The sequence below is a fragment of the Flavobacterium sp. genome, assembly GCF_044376915.1.
Lineage (GTDB): Bacteria > Bacteroidota > Bacteroidia > Flavobacteriales > Flavobacteriaceae > Flavobacterium.
On the sequence record NZ_JBILKB010000004.1, the window covers coordinates 22,370 to 46,250 of the forward strand.

The following is a 23,881-nucleotide window of genomic DNA, read 5'->3' on the forward strand; positions in this document are numbered from 1 at the left end:
ACTTAAAAACTTTTGTTTAATTTAATGTTATTGTCATATTGTTAATATATGGACAAAAAACTGAGAAAATGATTTCTTTTAGAATAGAATTATGTTGCATTTATTTGTAACTATTTTACTTTTAGGATATAAGCATAAATGAAAAAGTTCAAGATTATGGGTAATCTTGAACTTTTAAATTTGAATCCTGAATCAAATTTTACATATAGGCTTCAATAGGAGCGCAAGAACATACTAAATTTCTATCGCCATAAGCTTCGTCAATACGTCTCACGGTTGGCCAAAATTTGTTTTCAGCGACATAGGCTAATGGATATGCAGCTTGTTCTCTTGTGTATGGATACACCCATTCGTTCGCTGTTACTTTAGTTAATGTATGCGGTGCATTTCTTAATATATTATTTACATCATCTTTGTGAGAGGCGTCAATCTCTTTTCGAATTGCTATCATGGCTTCGCAAAAACGATCCAATTCGGCTACATCCTCTGATTCAGTTGGTTCAATCATTAAGGTTCCGGCAACTGGGAACGAAACGGTTGGGGCATGGAATCCATAATCCATCAAACGTTTTGCAATATCCGTCACTTTGATTCCTTTTTCTTCAAAAGCCCTACAGTCTAAGATCATTTCGTGAGCGGCTCTTCCCATTTCTCCAGAATATAATACAGGGTAATGTGCCTCCAAACGCACTTTCATGTAGTTGGCATTTAAAATGGCATATTTTGTAGCATTGGTAAGACCTTCGGCACCTAACATTGTAATATAACCATACGAAATCAAACAAACTAATGCCGATCCATAAGGGGCTGAGGAAATGGCTGTAATCGCTTGATCACCACCCACAGGAATAATAGGATTTGTTGGTAAAAACGGCACTAATTTTTCGTTGACGCAGATAGGCCCAACACCGGGTCCACCTCCTCCGTGAGGAATAGCAAAGGTTTTGTGCAAGTTCAAGTGACACACATCGGCACCAATGGTAGCCGGATTGGTCAATCCAACCTGCGCATTCATATTAGCACCATCCATGTATACCAAACCTCCGTTTTCATGAATAATATTGGTAATTTCAATAATGGCACTTTCAAAAACACCATGTGTTGATGGATAGGTTACCATTAATGCCGATAAATTATCTTTGTGGAGAATGGCTTTTTCTCTTAAATCTTCCACATCAATATTTCCGTTATCCATGGTTTTTGTTACGATGATTTCCATCCCTGCCATTGCAGCTGAAGCTGGATTTGTTCCGTGTGCCGAAGCTGGAATAATACAAACATTTCTGTGATGGTCGCCTCTGGATAAATGATACGCACGAATGGCCATTAATCCAGCATATTCACCTTGTGCGCCCGAGTTGGGTTGTAAGGTGGTGCCTTTAAAGCCTGTTACTACATTCAGTTGGTGCTCTAATTTTTTCAACATGATTTGGTAACCTTCTGCTTGTTCAACAGGTGCAAAAGGGTGAATACTGTTCCAGTTTGCCATTGATAAGGGCAACATTTCGGCAGCAGCATTTAATTTCATGGTACACGATCCCAAAGAAATCATGGAGTGATTTAACGATAAATCTTTACGTTCTAATTTTTTTATGTAACGCATCAATTGACTTTCAGAATGATGGTTGTTGAAAACATCATACTGTAAGAAAGCTGATTTACGTTCTAAGTTAGTTGGAACCATTGCCTCTGAAGACAATTCACTTATTGTAAAAGGTTCTTTTCCGGTAGCTGTTGCAAAAATCGCAATGATTTGATTGATGTCTTGAATAGAAGTGGTTTCGTTGAAGGAAATCGAAATCGTTTCTGCATCAGGGTAGAAGAAATTCACTTCGTGTTTTTCAGCAATTGCTTTAACTTTTACTGCATCTGCTTTTACTAAAATCGTATCAAAGAAAGCAGAATTGGTTTGGTAAACGCCTAATTTATTTAAAGCATCAACAGTAGTAACTGCAGAAGCGTGTACTTTATTGGCAATATATTGTAAGCCTTTTGGTCCGTGAAATACGGCATACATTCCTGCCATTACAGCCAATAATACTTGAGCGGTACAAATATTTGAAGTGGCTTTTTCACGTTTGATGTGTTGCTCTCGTGTTCCTAATGCCATTCGTAGTGCGCGGTTTCCATCAGTGTCAATAGAAACGCCAATAATTCTACCTGGCATCGAACGTTTGTATTCTTCTTTCGTTGCAAAATAGCCGGCATGAGGACCACCATAACCCATAGGAATTCCAAAGCGTTGGGTAGTTCCTACAACTACAGCGGCACCCATTTCTCCTGGAGGAGTTAATTTTGCTAATGATAAAATATCTGCAGCTACAGCGACTTTGATTTCTTTTTCAGTAGCTTTTGCAATAAATCCAGCATAGTCATATACTTGGCCATATTTTCCTGGATACTGTAACATTGCACCAAAAAACTCAGTTGAAAAATCAAAAGTTTCATGGTTTCCTACAACCAATTCAATTCGCAAAGGCGTAGATCGGGTTTGTAATACTGAAAGTGTTTGGGGTAATATTTCTTCAGAAACAAAGAATTTAGTTACATTATTTTTCTTTTGATCGCGTGATCGTACATCAAAAAGTAAGGCCATTGCTTCCGCAGCAGCTGTTCCCTCATCTAGTAACGAGGCATTGGCAATTTCCATTCCGGTTAATTCAATAACAGTAGTTTGAAAATTCAATATAGCCTCTAAACGACCTTGGGCAATTTCAGCTTGATACGGCGTATAAGCAGTATACCATCCTGGATTTTCAAAAATGTTACGTTGAATAACGGCTGGTACAATGGCCGGGTGATAGCCTAGTCCAATATAGGATTTGAAAATTTTATTTTTCTTTCCTAATTCTTGAATGTGTAATAAATACTCATATTCGGTCATTGGAGCATCCAAATCCAAATCATTTTTTAGACGAATGTCATTTGGAATCGTTTCAAAAATCAATTGCTCTAAATTTGCTACACCAATTGTTTTAAACATGTGATTTAAGTCGGTTTCACGGGGACCTAAATGTCTCAAAGCGAATGCATCTGTTCTCATTTATTGATAAAATGTATAAGTGTTTTTTTATGTGTTGTTTGAGCAACAAAAGTAATTATTAATCTTGTAATTCTTTGTTTTTAAAAGGTGATTTTTTGTGATTTTATCAACTAAATAGGGATCTTATTAACAGATTGATTATTTTTGTTGAATGGCCATCGGAAAGCAAATAGTTGACTTTTATATCGAGAGCAGCATACATGTTGCGCTTGCGGCTTGTGCTTTAATTTTACTTACATTTTCAGGGTTAAACACTTCTTATGATGCGTCGGTAGTTGCGTTTGGTTTTTTTGGAACGATTGCTGCGTATAATATCATAAAATATGCTCCTTTAATTAGTTCAAAAAAGTACTTTCTTTCCCCGAGGAACCGTTTAATCGGAATCCTTAGTTTGAGCGCATTTGGAGTGGCTATTTATTGTTTTATGCTATGGCAAACTGCTTCACAAATTGTGGCAATTATAGCCTTACTACTTACCTTATTTTATAGTTTTTCTTTTTTTGGACGCGGTCACTCCGGTAGAAATTGGGTAGGATATAAAATCTTTTTGGTAGCATTGAGTTGGATGCTCATTACTTTTATGATGCCGGTCGTGGCTAAAGAGGTTACTATTTCAGTTAAAACACTTCTTTTGGCTTTCCAACGTTTTGTATTGGTTTATGCTTTGATGTGTGTCTTTGAAATTATTGATGTCCAATTTGATACGCTTAACTTGAAAACATTACCCCAGCGAATTGGGGTACAAAAAACAAAACAATTGGGCTATTTTCTTTTGTTGCTATATCTAGGAATCGATGCAATAATTCAAAGCCAATGGATCTTCCTCGACTTCTTTTTTATAGTAATTATAGCCGTTTTTTTATATTTTTCACACGAAAAAAAATCCAAATATTATACTAGTTTTTGGGTTGAAAGTATTCCAATATTTTGGTGGTTAGCCCAAAAAATGTTTACTTATTTCTAATCTTTTTTTCCCATTTCCAGGCTGAGGATAAGGCCTCTTCTAGCGACAATTCGGTTTTCCAACCCAAAATGGTGTTGGCTTTTTCTGTATGCGCATAGGCTTCTGTAATATCGCCTTCACGACGGCCCACAATTTGGTAATTTAGTTTTTGATTCGTTACTTTTTCAAACGCTTGAATGACCTCCAATACCGAACTTCCCTTTCCAGTTCCTAAATTAAAAACCTCTACGTTTTCAAGATTTTGATGGTGAAGCAATCGCTGGAGTGCTACAACATGCGCTTTGGCTAAATCGACTACATGAATGTAATCTCTTACAGCGGTTCCATCGGTTGTGGGATAGTCGTTTCCAAACACCGATAATTTTTCACGCATTCCAATGGCGGTTTGAGTAATAAATGGGACTAAATTTTGAGGAACTCCCAAGGGCAATTCGCCAATTTCAGCCGATTCATGAGCGCCAATTGGATTAAAATAACGCAATAATATGGCGTTAATGGCACTAACTTTTGCCACATCCGTTATAATTTCTTCACCAATTTGCTTGGTGTTTCCGTAAGGTGATAAAGCAAGTTGTATGGGAGCATCTTCTGTAATAGGCATTTTTTCGGCCTGACCGTATACCGTACACGATGAACTAAAAATAAAATGTGCCGCAGGTTTTTGTTGTAATTCTTGCAATAAGTAGATCAACGAATTGAGGTTGTTTTCATAATACAACAACGGATTTTCGACACTTTCACCCACGGCTTTTGAAGCTGCAAAATGAATGACACCCGAAATGTCTTCGTATTTTTTGAAGAGGTTTTGAACCGCACTTTTATCGCGCAAATCAATGTTTTCGAATGCTGGTTTTTTTCCAGTAATTCGTTCGATACCCTCCAAAACTTCAAGTGAAGAATTGGACAAATTATCAACTGCAATAACCTCAAAACCCTCAGTTTGTAATGCTACAACGGTGTGCGAACCGATAAATCCTAAACCCCCTGTTACAAGTATTTTCATATTATTTTAGTAGGTAGTCGCAGTCGCAGTTTACACAAACTGTAACTGAAGACTATTAAACGTATTCTAAAACCGCTTCGGTTATAAATTGGATTTGATCGTCATCCAATTCTGTGTGCATGGGTAGCGCAATTACTTCTTTTACCAATTGATTGGTTACCGGAAAATCGGCTTCGTTGTATCGTGCATCTGCATAGGCTTTTTGACTGTGCAAAGGTATCGGATAATAAATAGCACAAGGAATTCCTTTTTCTTGTAAATGAGCTAATAATCCATCTCGCTTGCCATTTAATATGCGTATTACATATTGGTGAAACACATGACAATCGCACGAGTCACAGATAAACGGTGCCCAAATGTTTGGGTTTTGACTTAAGGCCAAACTGTATTTTCTGGCTGCTTCTTGGCGTGCTTTGTTATACGTGTCAAGATGAGGTAATTTTGCTTTCAAAACACCTGCTTGTATGCTGTCTAAACGCGAATTTACACCCACTACATCATGATGGTATCGTTCATACATACCGTGATTTACAATTCCTCTGATCTGATGTGCTAATGCATCATCGTTGGTAAAAATGGCACCACCATCGCCATAACAGCCTAAATTTTTTGAAGGAAAAAAGGATGTGGCAGCTACATGTCCTATAGTACCAACTTTCTTTTTAGAACCGTCTTTCGAACTATAATTTGCACCAATTGCTTGGGCATTGTCTTCAATAACGTATAAGTTATGTTCGTGCGCAATTTCCATAATGGCATCCATATTAACAGAACGTCCAAACAAATGAACGGGAACAATAGCTTTGGTTTTAGGTGTGATTGCTTTCCGAATACCTTCAATAGAAATATTCATATTATTCATATCTACATCGACTAGAACGGGAGTCAATTGCAATAAAGCAATTACTTCAACTGTAGCGGCAAACGTAAAATCGGCCGTAATGACTTCATCACCTGGTTTAAGATCCAATCCCATCATGGCAATTTGTAAGGCATCGGTTCCATTAGCACATGGAATTACGTGTTTTACACCCAAATATTTTTCTAAATCAGCTTGGAATTGGTGCACCAATGGGCCGTTGATATAGGTGTTGGTATCTAATACTTCTTGAATGGAAGCATTTACTTCGTCTTTTATTTTTTCGTATTGACTTTTTAAGTCAACCATTTGTAATTTTTTCATGATTGTATTTTTCTGTGGGTAAAATTACTAATTATCTTTTGAAGTCGTTTTCTTTCTGTTTAAAAAATAATAGAACAAACTAACAATTACTGTAACTACTAATGACGAAACGATTAATTCACTATTCGTTTGTTCTTGAAACATTAGTTTTTTGATGGCAATATTCACTAGGAAAAATACGCTAGCAAAGACCAACATCTTTTGAGAAAAAAATTTCATATTTTTTAATTTGAGGAAACAATTGTACTTTTATGAACTTATTTAAGAGCATGAATCAAATATATAATTTAATTGTACTCCTTGCATCACAATGCCTTAAAATTTTTGCGCTATTTAGTCCGAAATTAAAACTTTTTGTGACGGGACGAAAAACAGTCTTTTCAACGCTCAAAGACGGGATAAGACCAATCGATAAAACCATTTGGTTTCATGCTGCTTCATTAGGGGAATTCGAACAAGGATTGCCTGTGATGGAAGCGGTTAAGCAACGCTATCCAAATCACAAAATCATCCTCACTTTTTTTTCGCCTTCGGGGTATGAGGTGCGAAAAAACAATTCGGTTGCAGATGTTACGGTTTATTTGCCTTTGGATACGATTTCCAATGCAAAGCAATTTGTGCAACTCGTGCATCCTGAAAAGGTCTTTTTAATCAAGTATGAATATTGGCCGAATTATTTAAACGAACTGAAGAAACAAAATATAAAAACCTATTTAATATCCGGAATTTTTAGAGAAAATCAGGCTTTTTTTAAATGGTATGGCGGATTTTACAGAAAAGCATTGCACACTTTTGATTACTTTTTTGTTCAGAATGAAGGTTCAAAAACACTTTTGAATCAACTCGGTTTTACCAATGTAAAAGTATCTGGCGATACCCGTTTTGATCGGGTGGTTTCTATTTTAGAACGCGATAATTCGTTAGATTTTATGGAACAGTTTATAAATAATAAAACGACCATAGTAATTGGTAGTTCTTGGCCAAAAGATGAAGAACTACTAATCCATTACATTAATCAGTGTTCGGAGGATATCAAATTTATTATTGCGCCACATAATATTTTGCAAGAAAATATAGTTTCGCTTCAGTCTTCCATCAAGAAGAAAACAATTTTGTATTCAGATTCTAAAAAAGAGTTGCCGAAACTAGAGGATTTTCAAGTTTTTATAATTGATACCATCGGAATTTTAACCAAAATTTATTCCTATGCAGATATTGCTTATGTAGGTGGAGGTTTCGGAAATCCAGGCGTGCACAATATTTTAGAACCCGCTACTTTTGGAATCCCCATAGTTATTGGACCAAATTATTCACATTTTGCCGAAGTTACAGCCTTAGTTACACTAAATGGTTGTTTGGTTGTTCAAAATCAAATTCAATTGAATGAGGCGTTTGATCTGTTGCTTCAAAACCAAGACGAACGACTCGAAAAAGGTCATATTTGCAGCACATTTGTTCAAATGAATAAAGGAGCGACACAAACTGTTATGGCGCATATTGGTTCGTAATTTTAAAATTAAACTAACCCAGCTCTTTTTAACAATGCTTCCACTTTTGGTTCCTGACCTCTGAATTTTTTATACAATTCCATGGGTAATTCGGTGCCGCCTTTTGAAAGTACGTTGTCTTTGAATTTGGTGGCTACTTCTTTGTTGAAAATGCCCTTTTCTTGGAAATACGCAAAGGTATCGGCATCTAAAACTTCTGCCCATTTGTAGCTGTAATACCCTGAAGAATAACCGCCTTGAAAAATATGTGAAAACGACGTGCTCATACAATTTTCAGCTACATCTGGATACAAACTAGTTGTAGCCATTGCTTGTTTTTCAAACAATTTTACATCGTCAATTATTTGATATTTAGCATGATAGGCCATGTCTAAAATCCCAAAACTCAATTGGCGAAATGTGGCCATTCCTTCTAAGAAACTCGCACTATCTTTGATTTTTTCAACATATTCTTGTGGGATAATTTCACCTGTTTCATAATGCTTGGCAAATAAAGCTAAGGCTTCGGGTTCGTAACACCAGTTTTCCATAACTTGACTTGGTAATTCCACAAAATCCCAATACACCGAAGTTCCTGATAGGCTTGGATAAGTTGTATTGGCCAACATGCCGTGCAATGCGTGTCCAAATTCGTGAAACAATGTCGTTACTTCATTAAAAGTTAACAACGATGGTTTTGTTTCCGTTGTTGGCGTGAAATTACAAACGATAGAAACATGAGGTCGTTCGTTAATTCCGTCTTTTATGTATTGCGGTTTAAAGGATGTCATCCAAGCGCCGTTGCGTTTTCCTTTTCTTGGAAAGAAATCCGCATAGAAAACAGCGACTAAATTTCCTTCAAAATCCAAGACTTCAAAAGTTTGAACATCTTTGTGGTATGTATCAATATCAAAAACTTCTTTAAACGTAATATCAAATAATTTTTCTGCTATGATAAAAGCACCGTTTAATACATTTTCCAATTGGAAATACGGTTTCAATACTTCAACATCCAAACGGAATAATTTTTGTTTCAATTTCTCCGAATAGTAAGCACCATCCCATTTTTCAAGATGGTCAATTCCATCCAATTCTTTTGCAAAAGCGGTTAATTGAGCAAATTCTTTTATAGCGGCAGGTTTTGCTTTTTCCAATAAATCATTCAAAAAGGAACGTACGGTTTCAGGATTTTGTGCCATGCGCTCTTCCAAAACAAAATGGGAATGCGATTCATAACCCAATAAATTTGCGCGCTTGTGACGCAATGCGACTATTTTTTTTACGTTTTCTTTATTGTCAAATTCATTGTCTTGAAACGATTTTTTACCAGCAGCAATGGCGATTTCTTTTCGTAATTCACGATTGTCTACATACGTTACAAAAGGTAAATAACTCGGAAAATCTAGGGTAAAAATCCAACCTTCTGCATTTTTAGATTTGGCCAATCCAGCCGCCATTTCTTTAGCATCCTCGGGCAAACCTTTTAAATCGGCTTCATTGGTAATGTGTAATTGATAGTTATTGGTTTCTGCCAAGACATTTTCTCCATAGGTTAATTTTAGTTTGGCCAACTCGGTATCAATCTCGCGTAGTATTAATTTTTCGTCTTCGTTAAGTAGGGCGCCATTTCTAGAAAAACCTTTGAATTTCTTGTCGAGTAATGTGATTTGTTCTGGTGTAAGTGTTAAACGGTCTTTTTGATCGTAAATGGTTTTGATGCGTTGGAACAACTTTTCATTCAAAGCCACATCATTGCTAAATTCAGTCAACAAGGGTGATACTTTTTGTGCAATTTTTTGCATTTCATCGCACGTTTCCGCTGAATTCAAATTAAAAAAAACAGAAGACAAACGGTCCAGAGCTTCACCAGCAAAATCTAAGGCCACAATGGTGTTATGAAAACTTGGTATTTCGGGGTTGTTGGCTATGGCGTCGATTTCTTTTTGTGCAATTCCAATTGTTTTTTCGAATGCCGGTTGGTAATCAGATAGTGTAATCTTGTTAAAAGGTGCCGTAGTATATTTTGTGGTAAATGGTGCTAAAAAAAGTGTCATAAAATTTGTTTTTATCGATAAAGTGTTTAAATTTGTCGATGAAATGTTGATTAAATCCCTTTTTTCCCCAAATCAAAAGAGATTAAATTTATTATATTAGTTAGATTTTTGTGAATAAAATCCCAAAGTGATCTTTGGGATTTTTTTATTTCAATCCTTCAGAGGCATTTAAAACGGTTTGTTTTAATCCTTCTTTGTAGGCGATAATTTTATCTAAAACACATTTATCAGAACTTCCAATAATTTGTGCCGCTAAGATCCCTGCATTTTTTGCACCGTTTAATGCAACAGTTGCAACAGGAACACCGCCTGGCATTTGTAAGATCGATAAAACCGAATCCCATCCATCTATAGAATTGCTTGATTTTACAGGAACTCCAATAACAGGAAGTGGCGACATAGACGCAACCATTCCAGGTAAATGAGCTGCACCACCCGCACCAGCAATAATTACTGAAATACCTCTTTCGTGTGCATTTTTACTGAAATCAAATAATTTTTCAGGTGTTCGGTGTGCCGAAACAATATCTACTTCGGTTTCAATATCAAATCCTTTTAAAATATCAATGGCTTCTTGCATTACCGGCATATCGGAGATGCTTCCCATGATGATGGCTACTTTACTCATAAATCAGCCCCTAACCCCCGAAGGGGGAATTCCTACTAGGGGTGAGTAGGGTTTTGGTTGTTTTTATGTTAAAAATTTTTGAAAATGAAATATAAAAATACTAAAATCCAAGTTAATAGTATAGAAAAGTTAAATGCACAAAATGTGACAAACGAATATAAACTTATTTTAAAATATTGTTTAATCATTTTCAAATTGACACATTGTCTTATTGACTAATTACTCTAATTGAATTCTTCACTTCCTCCGCAATTCTTCTGGCTGCTGTCATATCTTCATTAACGATGGTAACGTGTCCCATTTTTCGGAAAGGTCTTGTTTCTCTTTTTCCGTAAATATGTGGTGTTACTCCGTTGATTGCCATGATTCTCTCTATGTTTTCGTAAACTACTTGTCCAGAATACCCTGCTGAACCTACCAAATTTACCATGATTCCAGCAACTTTGCTATTGGTATTACCCAAAGGTAGATTTAAAATTGCACGCAAATGGTTTTCAAATTGGGAAGTATAACTCGCTTCAATTGAATAATGTCCCGAATTATGAGGTCTTGGAGCAACTTCATTCACTAATATTTTATCGTCTTCGGTTTGAAACATTTCTACAGCTAACAAACCCACGTGATGAAAAGCTTCCGAAACTTTCAAAGCTATTTCAGTAGCTTTTTGAGCTACCTTTTCATCGATACGAGCGGGACAAATCACATATTCCACTTGATTGGCTTCTGGGTGGAATTCCATTTCTACGACCGGATAGGTTTTAACTTCACCGGTAACCGAACGCGCTACAATAACTGCCAATTCATTTTTGAACGGAACCATTGCTTCAGCAATACATTCTACGTCGGGTAAATTTACCAAGTCTAATGTTGAACGACAAATTTTTACGCCATTTCCATCATAGCCAAATTGCGCACATTTCCAAACGAATGGAAATTCTAATTCGTCTTTTGCAATAGTTGCTCTCAAATCGTTTAAATCCACAAATCGAAGGTGTGGCGAAGTGGGAATTTTATTTGCTACGTAATAATCTTTTTGTTTTCCTTTGTTTTGAATCAAACGTAAGGTTTTTGGTGAAGGATAAATGGGTAATCCTTCTGCTTCTAATTGATCTAAAGCGTCTAAATTTACATTTTCAATTTCGATAGTGAGTAAATCGACCCTTTTGCCAAATTGGTACACCGTATCAAAATCCATCAAACTCCCTTTGATAAATTCGTTACAGCTCAATCGGGAAGGTGCTTCATCACTCGGTTCCAATACGAATGTTTGAATGTCAAATTTTCGGGTTTCGGTCAAAAGCATTTTGCCTAATTGTCCTCCACCTAATATGCCTAATTTAAAATCAGAAGAAAAATAATTCATTATGTTGTTGCGTTGCAGTTGTTTTCGCAAAGATACTCAGACAATTGATAATTAACAATTGATAATTGTAATTTGTTACTTATGGAGTTTTTTTAATAAATTTCGAGTGGCGGCTTGATAGGCAGCCGAATGATTTGCATAATCTTGTTCAATGATGGTTTTTAATTCATCATGTACCCAATTGTATTTTCTTCCAAGCACAAAAAGCGCTCGCATGGCATACACTTTTGCGGCTACTTTTTCGTCTTGAATCAAACGATCCAATAGGGCTTCAATTAAGGAATGTTCTTGTTCGTGAGTTAAGGAAATACCGTTTTTTCGATGGTTGCTTTTTGCCAGAAACAGGCAAATTTTTGTGGCGGGTCGAATCGCAGAATCATCTTTCAATTTTGGCAATACTTCGCAAAATTGATCGAGGTAGGGCACAAATAGTTTTAATTTTTTTTCACAAACTAATTCTAAACTCCAAAATGCTTTTACATGATTTTTATGTGAAGTATCGAAAGCAATTTGGATAAATTCTAGCAGTAGCTCTAAACGACGCAGCACATAATTGCTCAGTTGCTCGCGACTTTTTCGATGCGCGGTGCTTTGATCAATTTTTGAGACCAACTCGTTTTTCATTTTGTAAATATACCAAATTTGCAAAAAAGTTAAAATAGTTGGTTTAAAATCCTTCGCACTTCATTAATTTTGTTCTTTCATTTAAAGGAATCAAAAGTGATACAATTACACGATAAAAAATTTGAGATTTTCATCGCTGAGGAAGAAATTAACTTTGCTATTGAAACCATGGCACAACAAATAGAAGCTGATTTTTTTGATGATGTACCTGTTTTTATAGGTGTTTTAAATGGTTCATTTATGGTGGTTTCCGATTTACTAAAAAAATACAACCAACCGTGTGAAGTTTCTTTTGTAAAAATGGCTTCTTACGAAGGAACACAAACCACTAATGCGGTAAAACAATTAATTGGAATCAATCAAAATTTAGAAGGTCGTTCTGTAATTATCGTTGAAGATATTGTAGATACGGGTCATACTATTGAAGAATTAAAAGCAATATTTAAATCATATAATGTAAAACATTTTAAAATTGCAACTTTGTTTTTAAAACCCGACGCCTATACAAAAGATATTAAATTGGATTATGTAGGGATACGTATTCCAGATAAATTCATTGTAGGGTATGGGTTAGATTACGATGGATTAGGTCGCAATTTAAAAGACGTATATCAATTATCAGAATAAATTTTAACAACAACAACAAACAAAATAGCAATGATTAACATCGTATTATTTGGGAAACCAGGAGCAGGAAAAGGAACACAAGCCGAATTTTTAAAAGGGAAATACAATTTAGTGCATTTATCAACTGGAGATATTTTCAGATACAATATTAAAAATGATACAGAACTAGGCAGATTGGCACAAACCTTTATGGATAAAGGTGATTTAGTGCCCGATGCTGTTACCATCCAAATGTTACAAAGTGAAGTAGATAAAAACCCACAAGCTGCCGGTTTTTTATTTGATGGTTTTCCAAGAACGCTAGCTCAAGCCGAAGCTTTAGATGCTTTTTTAGCTACTAAAAATGAAGAAATTACCGCGACTGTGGCTTTGGAAGCTGACGACAATATTTTAGTTGCTCGATTGTTAGAACGAGGAAAAACTTCGGGCAGACCCGACGATCAAGACGAAGAAAAAATCCGTAATCGATATTATGAGTACAATCATAAAACAGCGCCATTAATGCATTATTATGCGGCTCAAAATAAGTTTTATGCGGTAGACGGAATTGGTTCTATAGCAGAAGTAACCGAACGATTAAGTGCGGTTTTAGATCAATTACATATCAAATAAACTGGTATAAATATAAATTTCGGGCATTCGATTTTTTTTTAGATATTTGCAAACAGAAAAGGAGCTATTTCCGAAATTCGGGACGTATGCTCTTTTTTTGTAATTTTACACTATGGAACTTTTAATAATACTTTTTTTAATCCTTTTAAATGGTGTCTTCTCAATGTCTGAAATCGCTCTGATTTCAGCTCGAAAAAATCGTTTAGAAACAGCAGCGAAAAAAGGAAATAAAAATGCTAAAGCGGCATTAGATTTAGCAAATTCTCCCAATGAATTTTTATCTACAGTTCAAATCGGAATAACCTTAATCGGAATTTTAACTGGTATTTATTCGGGAGATAAAATCACAACCGATGTTCAAAATTTTGTGGCAACATTTGAAGCACTAAGTCCGTATTCAAATTCAATTGCAGTAGGAATTGTTGTAATTGTTTTAACATTTTTCTCTTTGGTGATTGGTGAATTATTGCCAAAACGCATCGGACTTAATTATCCAGAAGGCATTGCAAAAGCAGTCGCTTTCCCTATGAAAATTGTTTCAACAGTTACGATGCCTTTTATTTGGTTGCTGACTACATCTACCGATTTCTTATTGAAAATGTTGCAAATAAAGCCTACAGCAGATGGAAAAGTAACCGAAGAGGAAATCAAAGCCATCATTAAAGAAGGAACTGAAGTAGGAGAAGTACAAGAAATTGAACAAGATATAGTTGAGCGAGTGTTTCATATTGGCGATCGTAAAGTGAATTCCTTAATGACGCACCGAAGTGATATTGTGTATTTGTCTCTGGAGGATACTAAAGAAGAAATCAAAGCAAAAGTCATTGATGAGCTGCATTCGGTTTACCCGGTATGTGAAGATAATTTAGACAATGTCATCGGATTGGTTTTATTAAAAGACCTGTTTGTGAGTTTTGAATCGGGGCAATTTGATTTAAAAGCCATTACGAGAGAACCTGTTTATTTGATCGAACAAACATCGGCTTATAAAGCCTTAGAAAATTTCAAAACTTCAAAATTGCATTATGCTTTTGTGGTTGATGAACATGCTATTTTTCAAGGGGTAATTACCTTAAATGATATTTTGGAAGCCTTGGTTGGCGACGCGTCTGATTTTGATGAAGACGAATACAAATTAGTATCCAATGAAGACGGTACTTGGTTGGTGGATGGGCAATATTCATTACACGACTTTCTAACTTTTTTCGACTTAGACGAATTGATCAACGATTATGAAGTAACTACCGTAAGCGGCTTTTTCATCACCGAACTTGGGAATATTCCCACGCAAGGTGAGAAAATAATTTGGAATAAATTAGAGCTTGAGGCCTTAGCTATGGACGGCGCTAAGATCGACAAAGTCTTAATCAAACAATACAAAGAATAAAATAATTAATAAAGTTATAGTTAGAATTTTCTAACTTCTAACTTCTAACTTCTAACTTTCAAATGACAGAGGGTAATTTCGTAGACTACGTAAAAATATATGTTTCTTCCGGCAAAGGAGGGAAAGGCTCTTCGCATTTGCACCGTGAAAAATTTATTGAAAAAGGGGGCCCCGATGGAGGAGATGGAGGTCGTGGAGGTCATGTTTATATAAAAGGAAATAAAAACCTATGGACTTTATTTCATTTAAAATTTTTGAAACACATGCGTGCGGGTCATGGTGGTGATGGTGGGAGTTCAAGAAGTACAGGTCACGACGGAGAAGATAAAATCATTGAAGTCCCTTTGGGAACTGTTGTAAAAGATCAAGAAACTGGTGATGTTTTATTTGAAATTACAGAACATGATGAGGTTAAAATTTTAGCCGAAGGTGGAAAAGGCGGTCTAGGAAACTGGCATTTTAGAAGTGCAACCAATCAAACTCCTCGGTATGCGCAACCAGGAATGCCTGTCAAAGAAGTGGATGTTACTTTAGAATTGAAAGTATTGGCAGATGTTGGGTTGGTAGGATTTCCAAATGCTGGAAAATCAACCTTGCTTTCGGTGCTTACATCGGCTAAACCAAAAATTGCCGATTATCCGTTTACTACATTAAAACCCAACTTGGGAATAGTAGCCTACCGAGATTTTCAATCGTTTGTCATGGCAGATATTCCTGGAATTATAGAAGGAGCTGCCGAAGGAAAAGGATTAGGACATTATTTTTTACGCCATATTGAACGTAATTCAACTTTATTGTTTTTAGTTCCAGCTGATGCCGATGATATCAAGAAAGAATACGAAATTTTGTTGGACGAATTGCATCGTTACAATCCCGAAATGTTAGACAAAGACCGTTTGATTGTGATTTCAAAATGCGATATGTTAGACGATGAATTACGCGCAGAACTGAAAAAACAATTGGACGCAGCATTCAAAGGAACACCGTATTTATTTATTTCGTCTGTTGCGCAACAAGGTTTGCAAGAGTTGAAAGACAAATTGTGGCACATGTTAAATGTTGAAGAAAAATAAATACAAAATAGTTTATAAAAAAGCACTTTCTACTGAAGGTGCTTTTTTGTTTTTAATCCAGTTCTTCTAAAATAAAGTTAAAATTGACACAATCATACATGATTTTTTCATGTTAATTTTATCAAAATCGTATTTTTAAGTATATTCGCAACTCAAATCAAAAGACACCTGTTTATTATGAAAAAAGTATTATTATTTGTCGTATCAGCTATTATGCTGATTCCTGCATCTGTAAAAGCAGATGAAGGAATGTGGTTTTTAATGTTTATTGAACGTTTGAATCATCGCGACATGCAAAAAATGGGCTTACAGTTAACAGCCGAAGAAATTTACAGCATCAACAACCACAGTTTAAAAGACGCTATTGTGCAGTTTAATGGCGGATGTACCGCTGAAATGATTTCTAAAGAAGGATTAGTGTTAACCAATCACCACTGTGGATATGACGCTATTGCTGAATTATCTTCTGCCGAAAAAAATTACTTAAAAGATGGTTATTGGGCAGCCAATAGAAAAGAAGAATTAAAACCATCTAGCTTATTCGTGCGTTTCTTTGTGCGTATGGACGATTGTTCAAAAAGAATTTTATCTGTTGTAACGCCAGGAATGAGCGAAGCAGAAAGAGAAAAAGCGATCAATCAAGAAATTGCTAAAATTGAAAAAGAAAACAACGAAGGTGGAAAATATACGGTTTCTGTTCGTCCGTTTTTTCAAGGGAATGAATATTATTATTTCGTTTACCAAGATTATAAAGACGTTCGTTTGGTTGGTACACCTCCAGAAAGTTTAGGAAAATTTGGAGGAGATACAGACAACTGGGAATGGCCACGTCACACCGCTGACTTCTCTATGTTTAGAGTATATGCTGATGCTAATGGTAACCCAGCAGACTATTCCCCAAACAATGTTCCATTTCAACCAAAACACCATTTGCCAGTAAATTTAGGCGGTGTAAATGAGAATGACTTTGCAATGATCTTAGGTTACCCAGGTAGAACCAACCGTTGGATGCCTGCAGGTGGGATTGAACAAAATGTAAAATATGCTTATCCTGCTTGGGTTGAAGGTTCAAAAACCGGTATGGATAACATGAAAAAATACATGGTACAAAGCGAAGCCTTAAATCTTGTATACGCTTCAAAATTTGCAGGAGTAGCTAACTACTGGAAAAATCGTCAAGGTATGATTGATGCCTTGTCAAAATTTGGTACCGCAAAAACAAAAGCGGCACAAGAAGCAAAGTTTAATGAATGGGCTAATAAACCGGAAAACAAAGCCAAATATGGTAATGTTGTGGCTACTATCAATAATTATTATGCCATGACGAATGAAAAATCGCGTCACGATAATTATTTACAGCAGTTATTTAGAACTTCTGCTTTTGGGACAATTAATAGATCCCTTGGAAGACAATTAGAAGCCTATTACAAAGCAGATGCACAAAAACGTTCCGAGATGGCACCGGCTATAATGGAAATGGTTGATGAAATGTATAGAGAACTTCATATTCCTGCAGAAAACGATATTTTAGCGGCTCAATTGAGTTTGTATGCTAAAAAAGCGGGTTATGCATTGGCGCCAATGGTTGAAAAATTAGCAGCGTCAAATGGGGGTGATTTTACTCAATTTGTAAAAGAAGCATTTGATAAAAGTATTTTTACTTCTAAAGACAAAATCAAAGCATTTTTAGGTGTTCCAAACGAAGCGGCATTAGCAAACGATCCGCTACAGATATTATCTACTGACTTAGTCAATCATTTTGGTAAAAGAAGCGAAGAGTTAATGAAGGCACAAAACGATTTTGGAGCGTCTTTTCGTTTGTTAGTAGAAGGATTAAGAGAGTCTAAAATTGGAGAAATCATGTATCCAGATGCCAATTCTACATTGCGTTTAACCTATGGAAAAGTTCGTTCTTTACCAGCAGACAAACGTAACGATGCAAAAATTAACAACTACACTACATTATCAGGTCAAGTTAAGAAGTACAAAAAAGGTGATTTAGAGTTTGATTTACCAGTAAAAGTGTTGGAAATGAATGCTAAAAAAGAATACGGTCGTTATGCCGATAAAGATGGTTCTTTACACGTTTGTTTCTTAACGGATAATGATATTACCGGTGGTAACTCAGGTTCTCCAGTATTAAATGGAAAAGGAGAATTAATCGGATTAGCATTCGACGGTAACATTGAAGCCATGGCGGGCGATGTTATTTTTGACAATAAATTACAAAGAACAATAAATGTTGATATTCGTTATGTATTGTGGGTTATAGAGAATTTCTCAGGCGCTAAACATATTGTTGACGAAATGACAATTGTGAAGTAATTGTTTAAATACAATAAGATTAAAAACGACTTGAGCTATCAAGTCGTTTTTTTTATGAAAAATCCCAATTCATTTCACTATTTTTGAATTATGAAGTACACCTTTTTTTTCTTATTCTTTTTTTCGCTTTTTGCATTTTCTCAAACCAGTTTTGAGAAAGGTGAAAAACTATGGATGCAAAAAAAATCGAATGAAGCCAAACAAGTTTTTCAAGACTACCTCAAGTCTCATCCAAATCATGCAAAGTCATTAGAATATTTGGGGGATATAGCAGGAAGTCAAAAGCAATGGGATCAAGCCTTGGAATATTATAAAAAATTAAAAAACAGCTATCCAAAAGATGCTAATTACTGTTTCAAGTACGGTGGAGCTCTTGGAATGAAGGCTAAAGAGTCCAACAAATTTAAAGCACTAGGAATGCTAGATGATGTTGAAAATGCTTTTTTAACAGCAGCAAAATTGGATGCAAAACACCTTGAATCTCGATGGGCACTTGTTGTATTGTACCTCGAATTACCTTCCATTATTGGAGGCAGCGAAAATAAAGCACAAAAATATGCCGATGAGCTCCAGCGAATTTCAAATGCGCAAGGATATTTAGCTAAAGGTTATATCGATTCGCATTTCAAACGATATGGGAAAGCAGAATTACAGTATAGAAAAGCCTTTGAAATTGATGCTTCAAAAATTATCTTTGAAAAATTATATGACTTATATTTGAACAAACTAAAAGATAGAGTGAAAGCCTCTAAATTAAAAACCGAATTTGAAAGAAAATAGTGGATTGTGAAATGTTTCATCGTTTAAACGATACCACAAATTAACAATTTAACCTTCAACCTAAAAAATGAGAACACATTTCATTGCAATCGGCGGAGCAGCCATGCACAATTTAGCCCTAGCGCTTCACAACAAAGGATATCATGTAACGGGTAGTGATGATGCCATTTTTGAACCTTCTAGATCGCGTTTGGAGAAAAAAGGATTGTTGCCAAAAGAAGAAGGTTGGTTTCCTGAAAAAATCACAACTGATATTGAAGCTATTATTTTAGGAATGCATGCCAAAGCCGATAATCCCGAATTATTGAAAGCACAAGAATTGGGATTGAAAATTTATTCGTATCCCGAATTTTTGTACGAACAATCAAAAAATAAAACCCGAGTAGTTATTGGAGGTTCGCACGGTAAAACAACCATTACTTCCATGATTTTACACGTAATGCATTATCATACTATTGAAGTAGATTACATGGTTGGTGCCCAATTGGAAGGTTTTGACACCATGGTACATTTGACTGAAAGCAACGATTTTATTGTATTGGAAGGTGATGAATATTTGACGTCCCCAATCGATTTGCGTCCTAAATTCCATTTGTATCAACCCAATATAGCCTTGTTATCTGGAATTGCGTGGGATCATATCAATGTGTTTCCAACGTTTGATAATTATGTGGAGCAATTTAGAATTTTTGCGAATCAAATTACAAGAGGTGGCATTCTAATCTACAACGAAGAAGATGAATCTGTAAAATCGGTAGCAGAAAGAACAGAAAATCCCATTCGAAAAATTGCATATCAAACGCCAAGTTATACCGTTGATAACGGAACCACATTGTTGGATACTCCCGAAGGTCCGATGCCGATCGAAGTTTTTGGAGCACATAATCTGAGCAATTTAGCGGGTGCCAAATGGATCTGCCAATGCATGGGGGTAGACGAAGCCCAATTTTATGAAGCCATCGCCAGTTTCAAAGGCGCTTCTAAACGATTAGAAAAAATTGCCGAAAGCGCAAATAAGGTGGCTTATAAAGATTTTGCACATTCGCCTAGTAAAGTTTCGGCTACCACAAAAGCCGTAAAGGCACAATATCCTGATAGAAAATTAGTAGCTTGTCTGGAGTTGCATACCTACAGTAGTTTGAATGCAGAGTTTCTAAAAGAGTATGAAGGCGCTTTAGATGCTGCCGACGTTGCGGTTGTTTTTTATTCACCCGATGCCGTAAAAATCAAACGTTTGGAAGAAGTAACGTATGAACAAATTGCACAATCGTTCCAAAGAGAAGATTTAATTATTTACACCAATCCAGCTGAATTTGCAGCCTTTTTATTCAGTCAAAATTTAGATAATTCCACATTACTATTAATGAGTTCAGGTAATTACGGCGGATTAAATTTTGATGAGGTGAAAGACTTAATTTCATAATTATTCAATTTGAAGATTTGAGCATTTATTTTGTTTCAAATCTTCAAATTGACTCATTTTTTTCTATTTTTATCAAATAAACGCCAAAATTAATGTTATGTACACGCCAATCCATCAGTGGGCCGAAGACGATCGACCCCGTGAAAAATTTCTACTCAAAGGCAAAGCCGCCTTATCCGATTCCGAATTACTTGCTATTTTAATTGGTTCCGGTTCTCGGAACGAAAGTGCGGTGCAATTGTGTCAACGCATTTTAGCTTCTTCCGAAAACAATTTGAATACCTTAGGTAAAATGTCAGTTGCTCAACTCACGCAATTCAAAGGAATTGGAGAAGCCAAAGCTATTTCTATCGCCGCTGCACTAGAATTAGGCAGAAGACGAAGGGCAGAAGAGGCTATCGAGCTTAAGAAAATTACCTCAAGCAAAGCCGTTTTTGAGATCATGCAACCCATCATCGGCGAATTGCCTCACGAAGAGTTTTGGGTGTTGTATCTCAATAATTCCAATAAAGTCATCTATAAGGCCCAGCTTTCAAAAGGAGGCATTACAGGAACTGTTGTAGACCTTCGTTTGCTGTTTAAAATGGCATTGGAACAAAATGCTACTGCAGTGCTACTAATACACAATCATCCATCGGGAAAACTCATGGCTAGTGATGCCGATATACAAATTACAAAAAAAATAAAACAAGCCGGACAAACCCTAGAAATTCAAGTATTGGATCATATTATCATTACCGAAAATGGTTATTTGAGTTTTCAAGATACTGGAATTTTTTGATTTTTTGAAACACATAGTCACAAAGTTTTTCAACAAATTTTCCGTTGCGAACTTTGCGAAAAATCTCAGTATTATTTGCGTTTAAACTAACAATTATGGAAATTTTAAGACAGCATAATTTTTTATGTAAGTGATAAGCCGTAATTTTATAAAAAAATTTAGAGATCATGAAAAACATAAAACTTTTAGTCGCATTATTTTTAGTCGCATTTACAGCCTCTGCTCAGTTTACTCAAAAAGCGTTGCCATATGCTTATAATGCTTTAGAGCCATTCGTGGATGCTCAAACAATGGAAATCCATTACAGTAAGCATCATGCGGCTTATGTAAAAAATCTAAATGCAGCTTTAATCGGAACTGCTGATGAAAAGTTAAGTTTAAACGAAATTTTTGATAAAGTATCAAAATTACCAACGGTGGTTAGGAATAATGCTGGAGGACATTATAATCATGAGTTGTTTTGGTCGGTGTTAACACCTGAAAAAAGCACCAAGATGTCAACAGAATTAGAAAAAGCAATTAATGATACTTTTGGTAGTTTAGAGAAATTAAAAGAGAAATTAAACGCAGCTGGAGCAAGTCGTTTTGGTTCGGGTTGGGCTTGGTTAATAGTAACTAAAGACGGTAAATTAGGGGTTAGTTCGACTGCAAATCAAGACAATCCGTTAATGGATGTTGCCGACGTTAAGGGAACTCCCATTTTTGGAATAGACGTTTGGGAACATGCATACTATTTGAAATACCAAAATAAAAGAGCCGATTATTTAGCTGCTTTATGGAATGTAGTTAACTGGACAGAAGTAAGCAATAGATATAAAGCGGCACTATAATTTTATTTATTTTTTTAGTAACTTTCGACACAATTTAAGCGGAATATTTACGTATGATAAGTACCAAAAATTTACGATTTTCGTATTCTAAAGACAAAGAATTTATTTTTCCAGATTTGTATTGCGAAGCAGGAAGCACTTTGCTTATTACTGGAGATTCGGGTAAAGGGAAAACAACCTATTTGCATATTTTAGCAGGATTGTTGCAACCAAAAGCAGGTCAAATTATAATTAATAAAACTGATTTGGTTTCATTGTCAGAAAAGGCAACCGATGCATTTCGAGGAAAAAATATTGGTTTAGTTTTTCAAAAATCATATTTCATTGCCGCATTGACTGTGTTGGAAAATTTAGAAATGTCCAGTTGGTTGGCCACCGGTAAAAAACATTCCAAGCGTGCCAAAAAACTATTGACACAATTAGGTATCGAAAACCAAGCGACTAAATTACCCGCACAATTGAGTATTGGACAACAACAACGCGTTTCTATTGCACGTGCTTTAATGAATGAACCTAAAGTCCTTTTGGCCGACGAACCGACATCAAGTTTAGATGACAAAAATGCTGAAAAAGTAATCGATTTGCTAACTTCTTTATCAAAAGAATACAATGCAGCTTTACTTATTGTAACGCACGATAACCGTATTAAAGAAAAATTCATTAATAAAATTACTTTGGTATGATTGCAAAATTAGCGTGGAAAAACATTTGGTTTAAACCATTGAATACTGTTTTAAGTGTTATTTTATTAACATCGAGTGTCGCAATTATTACTACTTTAATCTTGGTTGAAAAACAGTTTGAAGAAAAATTTTCAAGTAACATTGAAGATGTAGATCTTGTTTTGGGCGCTCAAGGAAGTCCGTTGCAATTAATTTTGTCATCGGTATACCAAGTGGATTCACCTACTGGAAATATTAGCTATGATTCGGCAAAAGTTTGGATGAATCATCCCTTTGTTGAAAAAGCAATCCCACTTGCCTTTGGTGATAATTATCGAGGCTATAAAATCTTAGGTACAACCACCGATTACTTAGCAAAATATAATGCAAAAGTTGTGGATGGTATTCTCTTTGAAAAGAATTTTGAAGTAGTTGTTGGAGCCGAAATAGCACAAAAATTAAATTTGAAAGTGGGGGATGAATTTTATGGTTCTCATGGCGATGCCGAAGAAGGTGAAGTCCATGACGATTATGCCTATGTAATCGTTGGAATTGCATCAAAAACGGGAAAAGTTGTAGATAATTTAATCCTTTGTACAATCCCAACAGTTTGGCAAATGCACCACGAGCATGAAGAAAATCCAGCCCATGGAGAAGAAGGGCATATTCATGTCGAAGGTGAACACGAACACGAACATGAACATGAACATGAAGAAGCAGACATAACGATTGATGAACCCAATATGGAAATTACCGCAGTTTTATTGAAAATTCGCAATCAAATGGCAAAACTAACGTGGCAGCGCGTGATTCCACAAAATACAAAAATGCAAGCCGTATCTCCTGCTTTTGAAGTCAATCGTTTGTTTGGTTTGTTTGGAATTGGAGTAACGGCGCTGCAATATTTAGCGTATGGGATCATGTTGATTTCGGGAATTTCAATTTTTATTGCGCTCTATACTACGTTAAAAGAGCGTGAATCAGAATTTGCCTTGTTGCGTGTGAATGGTGCGAGGAGATTTCAATTGTTGA

At 35.8% G+C, this 23,881-nt stretch carries 21 protein-coding genes; 13 read left to right on the forward strand and 8 right to left on the reverse strand.

The annotated features are described in order from the left end of the window. Positions 1–199: 199 nt before the first annotated feature. Complete coding sequence (gcvP, locus tag ACIQ6Z_RS00760) at positions 200–3,043, reverse strand: aminomethyl-transferring glycine dehydrogenase (RefSeq protein WP_396209034.1); 2,844 nt, start codon at positions 3,041–3,043, stop codon at positions 200–202. 151 nt (positions 3,044–3,194) lie between these two features. Here gcvP and ACIQ6Z_RS00765 point away from each other — a divergent pair, with 151 nt between their 5' ends. After that, positions 3,195–4,007 carry a hypothetical protein gene (locus tag ACIQ6Z_RS00765; RefSeq protein ID WP_396209035.1) on the forward strand — a complete coding sequence of 271 codons (813 nt, stop codon included), beginning with the start codon at positions 3,195–3,197 and terminating at the stop codon, positions 4,005–4,007. Here ACIQ6Z_RS00765 and galE read toward each other — a convergent pair. From galE to ACIQ6Z_RS00780, 3 genes are read right to left on the reverse strand one after another with little or no spacing between them, the layout of a single operon-like run. Then, positions 3,994–5,010, reverse strand: a complete 1,017-nt coding sequence (gene galE / locus ACIQ6Z_RS00770) for a UDP-glucose 4-epimerase GalE (protein ID WP_396209036.1) — start codon at positions 5,008–5,010, stop codon at positions 3,994–3,996. The genes ACIQ6Z_RS00765 and galE overlap by 14 nt on opposite strands. Positions 5,011–5,065: 55 nt before the next feature. Then, the gene (locus ACIQ6Z_RS00775) at positions 5,066–6,193 is read right to left on the reverse strand and encodes a DegT/DnrJ/EryC1/StrS family aminotransferase (protein WP_396209037.1); all 1,128 of its coding nucleotides are present in this window, start codon (positions 6,191–6,193) and stop codon (positions 5,066–5,068) included. 27 nt (positions 6,194–6,220) lie between these two features. Then, entirely contained in the window at positions 6,221–6,412 is a 192-nt protein-coding gene (locus ACIQ6Z_RS00780; RefSeq protein ID WP_396209038.1) for a hypothetical protein, read from the reverse strand. 32 nt (positions 6,413–6,444) lie between these two features. On the opposite strand from ACIQ6Z_RS00780, the gene ACIQ6Z_RS00785 reads away from it, so the two are divergent. Next, positions 6,445–7,701: a 3-deoxy-D-manno-octulosonic acid transferase gene (locus tag ACIQ6Z_RS00785; RefSeq protein ID WP_396209039.1), complete on the forward strand. Its 1,257-nt coding sequence runs from the start codon at positions 6,445–6,447 to the stop codon at positions 7,699–7,701. Between the two features lie 8 nt (positions 7,702–7,709). Here the strand turns inward: ACIQ6Z_RS00785 and ACIQ6Z_RS00790 are convergent, their stop codons facing one another. From ACIQ6Z_RS00790 to ACIQ6Z_RS00805, 4 genes are all read right to left on the reverse strand, one after another. Beyond that, the gene (locus ACIQ6Z_RS00790; protein ID WP_396209040.1) at positions 7,710–9,734 is read right to left on the reverse strand and encodes a M3 family metallopeptidase; all 2,025 of its coding nucleotides are present in this window, start codon (positions 9,732–9,734) and stop codon (positions 7,710–7,712) included. 145 nt (positions 9,735–9,879) lie between these two features. Beyond that, complete coding sequence (gene purE, locus ACIQ6Z_RS00795) at positions 9,880–10,362, reverse strand: 5-(carboxyamino)imidazole ribonucleotide mutase (protein ID WP_396209041.1); 483 nt, start codon at positions 10,360–10,362, stop codon at positions 9,880–9,882. 208 nt (positions 10,363–10,570) lie between these two features. Next, positions 10,571–11,725 (reverse strand): 5-(carboxyamino)imidazole ribonucleotide synthase, encoded by a 1,155-nt coding sequence (locus tag ACIQ6Z_RS00800; RefSeq protein ID WP_396209042.1) that lies wholly within the window; start codon positions 11,723–11,725, stop codon positions 10,571–10,573. Positions 11,726–11,800: 75 nt separating this feature from the next. Then, positions 11,801–12,349, reverse strand: coding sequence for a hypothetical protein (locus ACIQ6Z_RS00805; RefSeq protein ID WP_396209043.1), 549 nt, complete (start codon positions 12,347–12,349; stop codon positions 11,801–11,803). A 96-nt stretch (positions 12,350–12,445) separates the two neighbouring features. On the opposite strand from ACIQ6Z_RS00805, the gene hpt reads away from it, so the two are divergent. The 11 genes from hpt to ACIQ6Z_RS00860 form a co-directional block, all read left to right on the forward strand. Then, positions 12,446–12,976 carry a hypoxanthine phosphoribosyltransferase gene (hpt, locus tag ACIQ6Z_RS00810; RefSeq protein ID WP_396209044.1) on the forward strand — a complete coding sequence of 177 codons (531 nt, stop codon included), beginning with the start codon at positions 12,446–12,448 and terminating at the stop codon, positions 12,974–12,976. A 30-nt stretch (positions 12,977–13,006) separates the two neighbouring features. Beyond that, complete coding sequence (locus ACIQ6Z_RS00815) at positions 13,007–13,588, forward strand: adenylate kinase (RefSeq protein ID WP_396209045.1); 582 nt, start codon at positions 13,007–13,009, stop codon at positions 13,586–13,588. A gap of 112 nt (positions 13,589–13,700) precedes the next feature. Next, on the forward strand, positions 13,701–14,975 hold the full coding sequence (locus tag ACIQ6Z_RS00820; protein ID WP_396209046.1) for a hemolysin family protein: 1,275 nt from the start codon (positions 13,701–13,703) through the stop codon (positions 14,973–14,975). 62 nt (positions 14,976–15,037) lie between these two features. Then, positions 15,038–16,048 carry a GTPase ObgE gene (gene obgE / locus ACIQ6Z_RS00825; RefSeq protein ID WP_396209047.1) on the forward strand — a complete coding sequence of 337 codons (1,011 nt, stop codon included), beginning with the start codon at positions 15,038–15,040 and terminating at the stop codon, positions 16,046–16,048. A gap of 177 nt (positions 16,049–16,225) precedes the next feature. Further along, positions 16,226–18,373, forward strand: coding sequence for a S46 family peptidase (locus ACIQ6Z_RS00830; RefSeq protein WP_396209048.1), 2,148 nt, complete (start codon positions 16,226–16,228; stop codon positions 18,371–18,373). A gap of 90 nt (positions 18,374–18,463) precedes the next feature. Beyond that, complete coding sequence (locus ACIQ6Z_RS00835) at positions 18,464–19,153, forward strand: tetratricopeptide repeat protein (protein WP_396209049.1); 690 nt, start codon at positions 18,464–18,466, stop codon at positions 19,151–19,153. 67 nt (positions 19,154–19,220) lie between these two features. Beyond that, positions 19,221–20,576: a UDP-N-acetylmuramate--L-alanine ligase gene (gene murC / locus ACIQ6Z_RS00840; protein WP_396209050.1), complete on the forward strand. Its 1,356-nt coding sequence runs from the start codon at positions 19,221–19,223 to the stop codon at positions 20,574–20,576. Between the two features lie 97 nt (positions 20,577–20,673). Further along, positions 20,674–21,357 carry a DNA repair protein RadC gene (gene radC / locus ACIQ6Z_RS00845; protein ID WP_396209051.1) on the forward strand — a complete coding sequence of 228 codons (684 nt, stop codon included), beginning with the start codon at positions 20,674–20,676 and terminating at the stop codon, positions 21,355–21,357. 167 nt (positions 21,358–21,524) lie between these two features. Beyond that, positions 21,525–22,187 (forward strand): superoxide dismutase, encoded by a 663-nt coding sequence (locus ACIQ6Z_RS00850; protein ID WP_396209052.1) that lies wholly within the window; start codon positions 21,525–21,527, stop codon positions 22,185–22,187. 53 nt (positions 22,188–22,240) lie between these two features. Further along, a complete protein-coding gene (locus ACIQ6Z_RS00855) occupies positions 22,241–22,870 on the forward strand; it encodes an ABC transporter ATP-binding protein (RefSeq protein WP_396209053.1) in 630 nt (209 codons plus the stop codon). Beyond that, a partial coding sequence (locus ACIQ6Z_RS00860; protein WP_396209054.1) for an ABC transporter permease occupies positions 22,867–23,881 on the forward strand: 1,015 nt, incomplete at its 3' end. The genes ACIQ6Z_RS00855 and ACIQ6Z_RS00860, both read left to right, overlap by 4 nt.

Excerpts from the sequence above, each read along its gene's own strand:
- ACIQ6Z_RS00785 (WP_396209039.1), top strand. The coding sequence starts at position 6,445 with ATGAACTTATTTAAGAGCATGAATCAAATATATAATTTAATTGTACTC.
- ACIQ6Z_RS00780 (WP_396209038.1), bottom strand. The coding sequence starts at position 6,412 with ATGAAATTTTTTTCTCAAAAGATGTTGGTCTTTGCTAGCGTATTTTTC.
- radC (WP_396209051.1), top strand. The coding sequence starts at position 20,674 with ATGTACACGCCAATCCATCAGTGGGCCGAAGACGATCGACCCCGTGAA.
- ACIQ6Z_RS00820 (WP_396209046.1), top strand. The coding sequence starts at position 13,701 with ATGGAACTTTTAATAATACTTTTTTTAATCCTTTTAAATGGTGTCTTC.
- ACIQ6Z_RS00765 (WP_396209035.1), top strand. The coding sequence starts at position 3,195 with ATGGCCATCGGAAAGCAAATAGTTGACTTTTATATCGAGAGCAGCATA.
- purE (WP_396209041.1), bottom strand. The coding sequence starts at position 10,362 with ATGAGTAAAGTAGCCATCATCATGGGAAGCATCTCCGATATGCCGGTA.
- ACIQ6Z_RS00805 (WP_396209043.1), bottom strand. The coding sequence starts at position 12,349 with ATGAAAAACGAGTTGGTCTCAAAAATTGATCAAAGCACCGCGCATCGA.
- ACIQ6Z_RS00835 (WP_396209049.1), top strand. The coding sequence starts at position 18,464 with ATGAAGTACACCTTTTTTTTCTTATTCTTTTTTTCGCTTTTTGCATTT.
- obgE (WP_396209047.1), top strand. The coding sequence starts at position 15,038 with ATGACAGAGGGTAATTTCGTAGACTACGTAAAAATATATGTTTCTTCC.
- ACIQ6Z_RS00815 (WP_396209045.1), top strand. The coding sequence starts at position 13,007 with ATGATTAACATCGTATTATTTGGGAAACCAGGAGCAGGAAAAGGAACA.
- gcvP (WP_396209034.1), bottom strand. The coding sequence starts at position 3,043 with ATGAGAACAGATGCATTCGCTTTGAGACATTTAGGTCCCCGTGAAACC.
- ACIQ6Z_RS00790 (WP_396209040.1), bottom strand. The coding sequence starts at position 9,734 with ATGACACTTTTTTTAGCACCATTTACCACAAAATATACTACGGCACCT.
- galE (WP_396209036.1), bottom strand. The coding sequence starts at position 5,010 with ATGAAAATACTTGTAACAGGGGGTTTAGGATTTATCGGTTCGCACACC.
- ACIQ6Z_RS00775 (WP_396209037.1), bottom strand. The coding sequence starts at position 6,193 with ATGAAAAAATTACAAATGGTTGACTTAAAAAGTCAATACGAAAAAATA.
- ACIQ6Z_RS00850 (WP_396209052.1), top strand. The coding sequence starts at position 21,525 with ATGAAAAACATAAAACTTTTAGTCGCATTATTTTTAGTCGCATTTACA.
- ACIQ6Z_RS00855 (WP_396209053.1), top strand. The coding sequence starts at position 22,241 with ATGATAAGTACCAAAAATTTACGATTTTCGTATTCTAAAGACAAAGAA.
- ACIQ6Z_RS00830 (WP_396209048.1), top strand. The coding sequence starts at position 16,226 with ATGAAAAAAGTATTATTATTTGTCGTATCAGCTATTATGCTGATTCCT.
- murC (WP_396209050.1), top strand. The coding sequence starts at position 19,221 with ATGAGAACACATTTCATTGCAATCGGCGGAGCAGCCATGCACAATTTA.
- ACIQ6Z_RS00800 (WP_396209042.1), bottom strand. The coding sequence starts at position 11,725 with ATGAATTATTTTTCTTCTGATTTTAAATTAGGCATATTAGGTGGAGGA.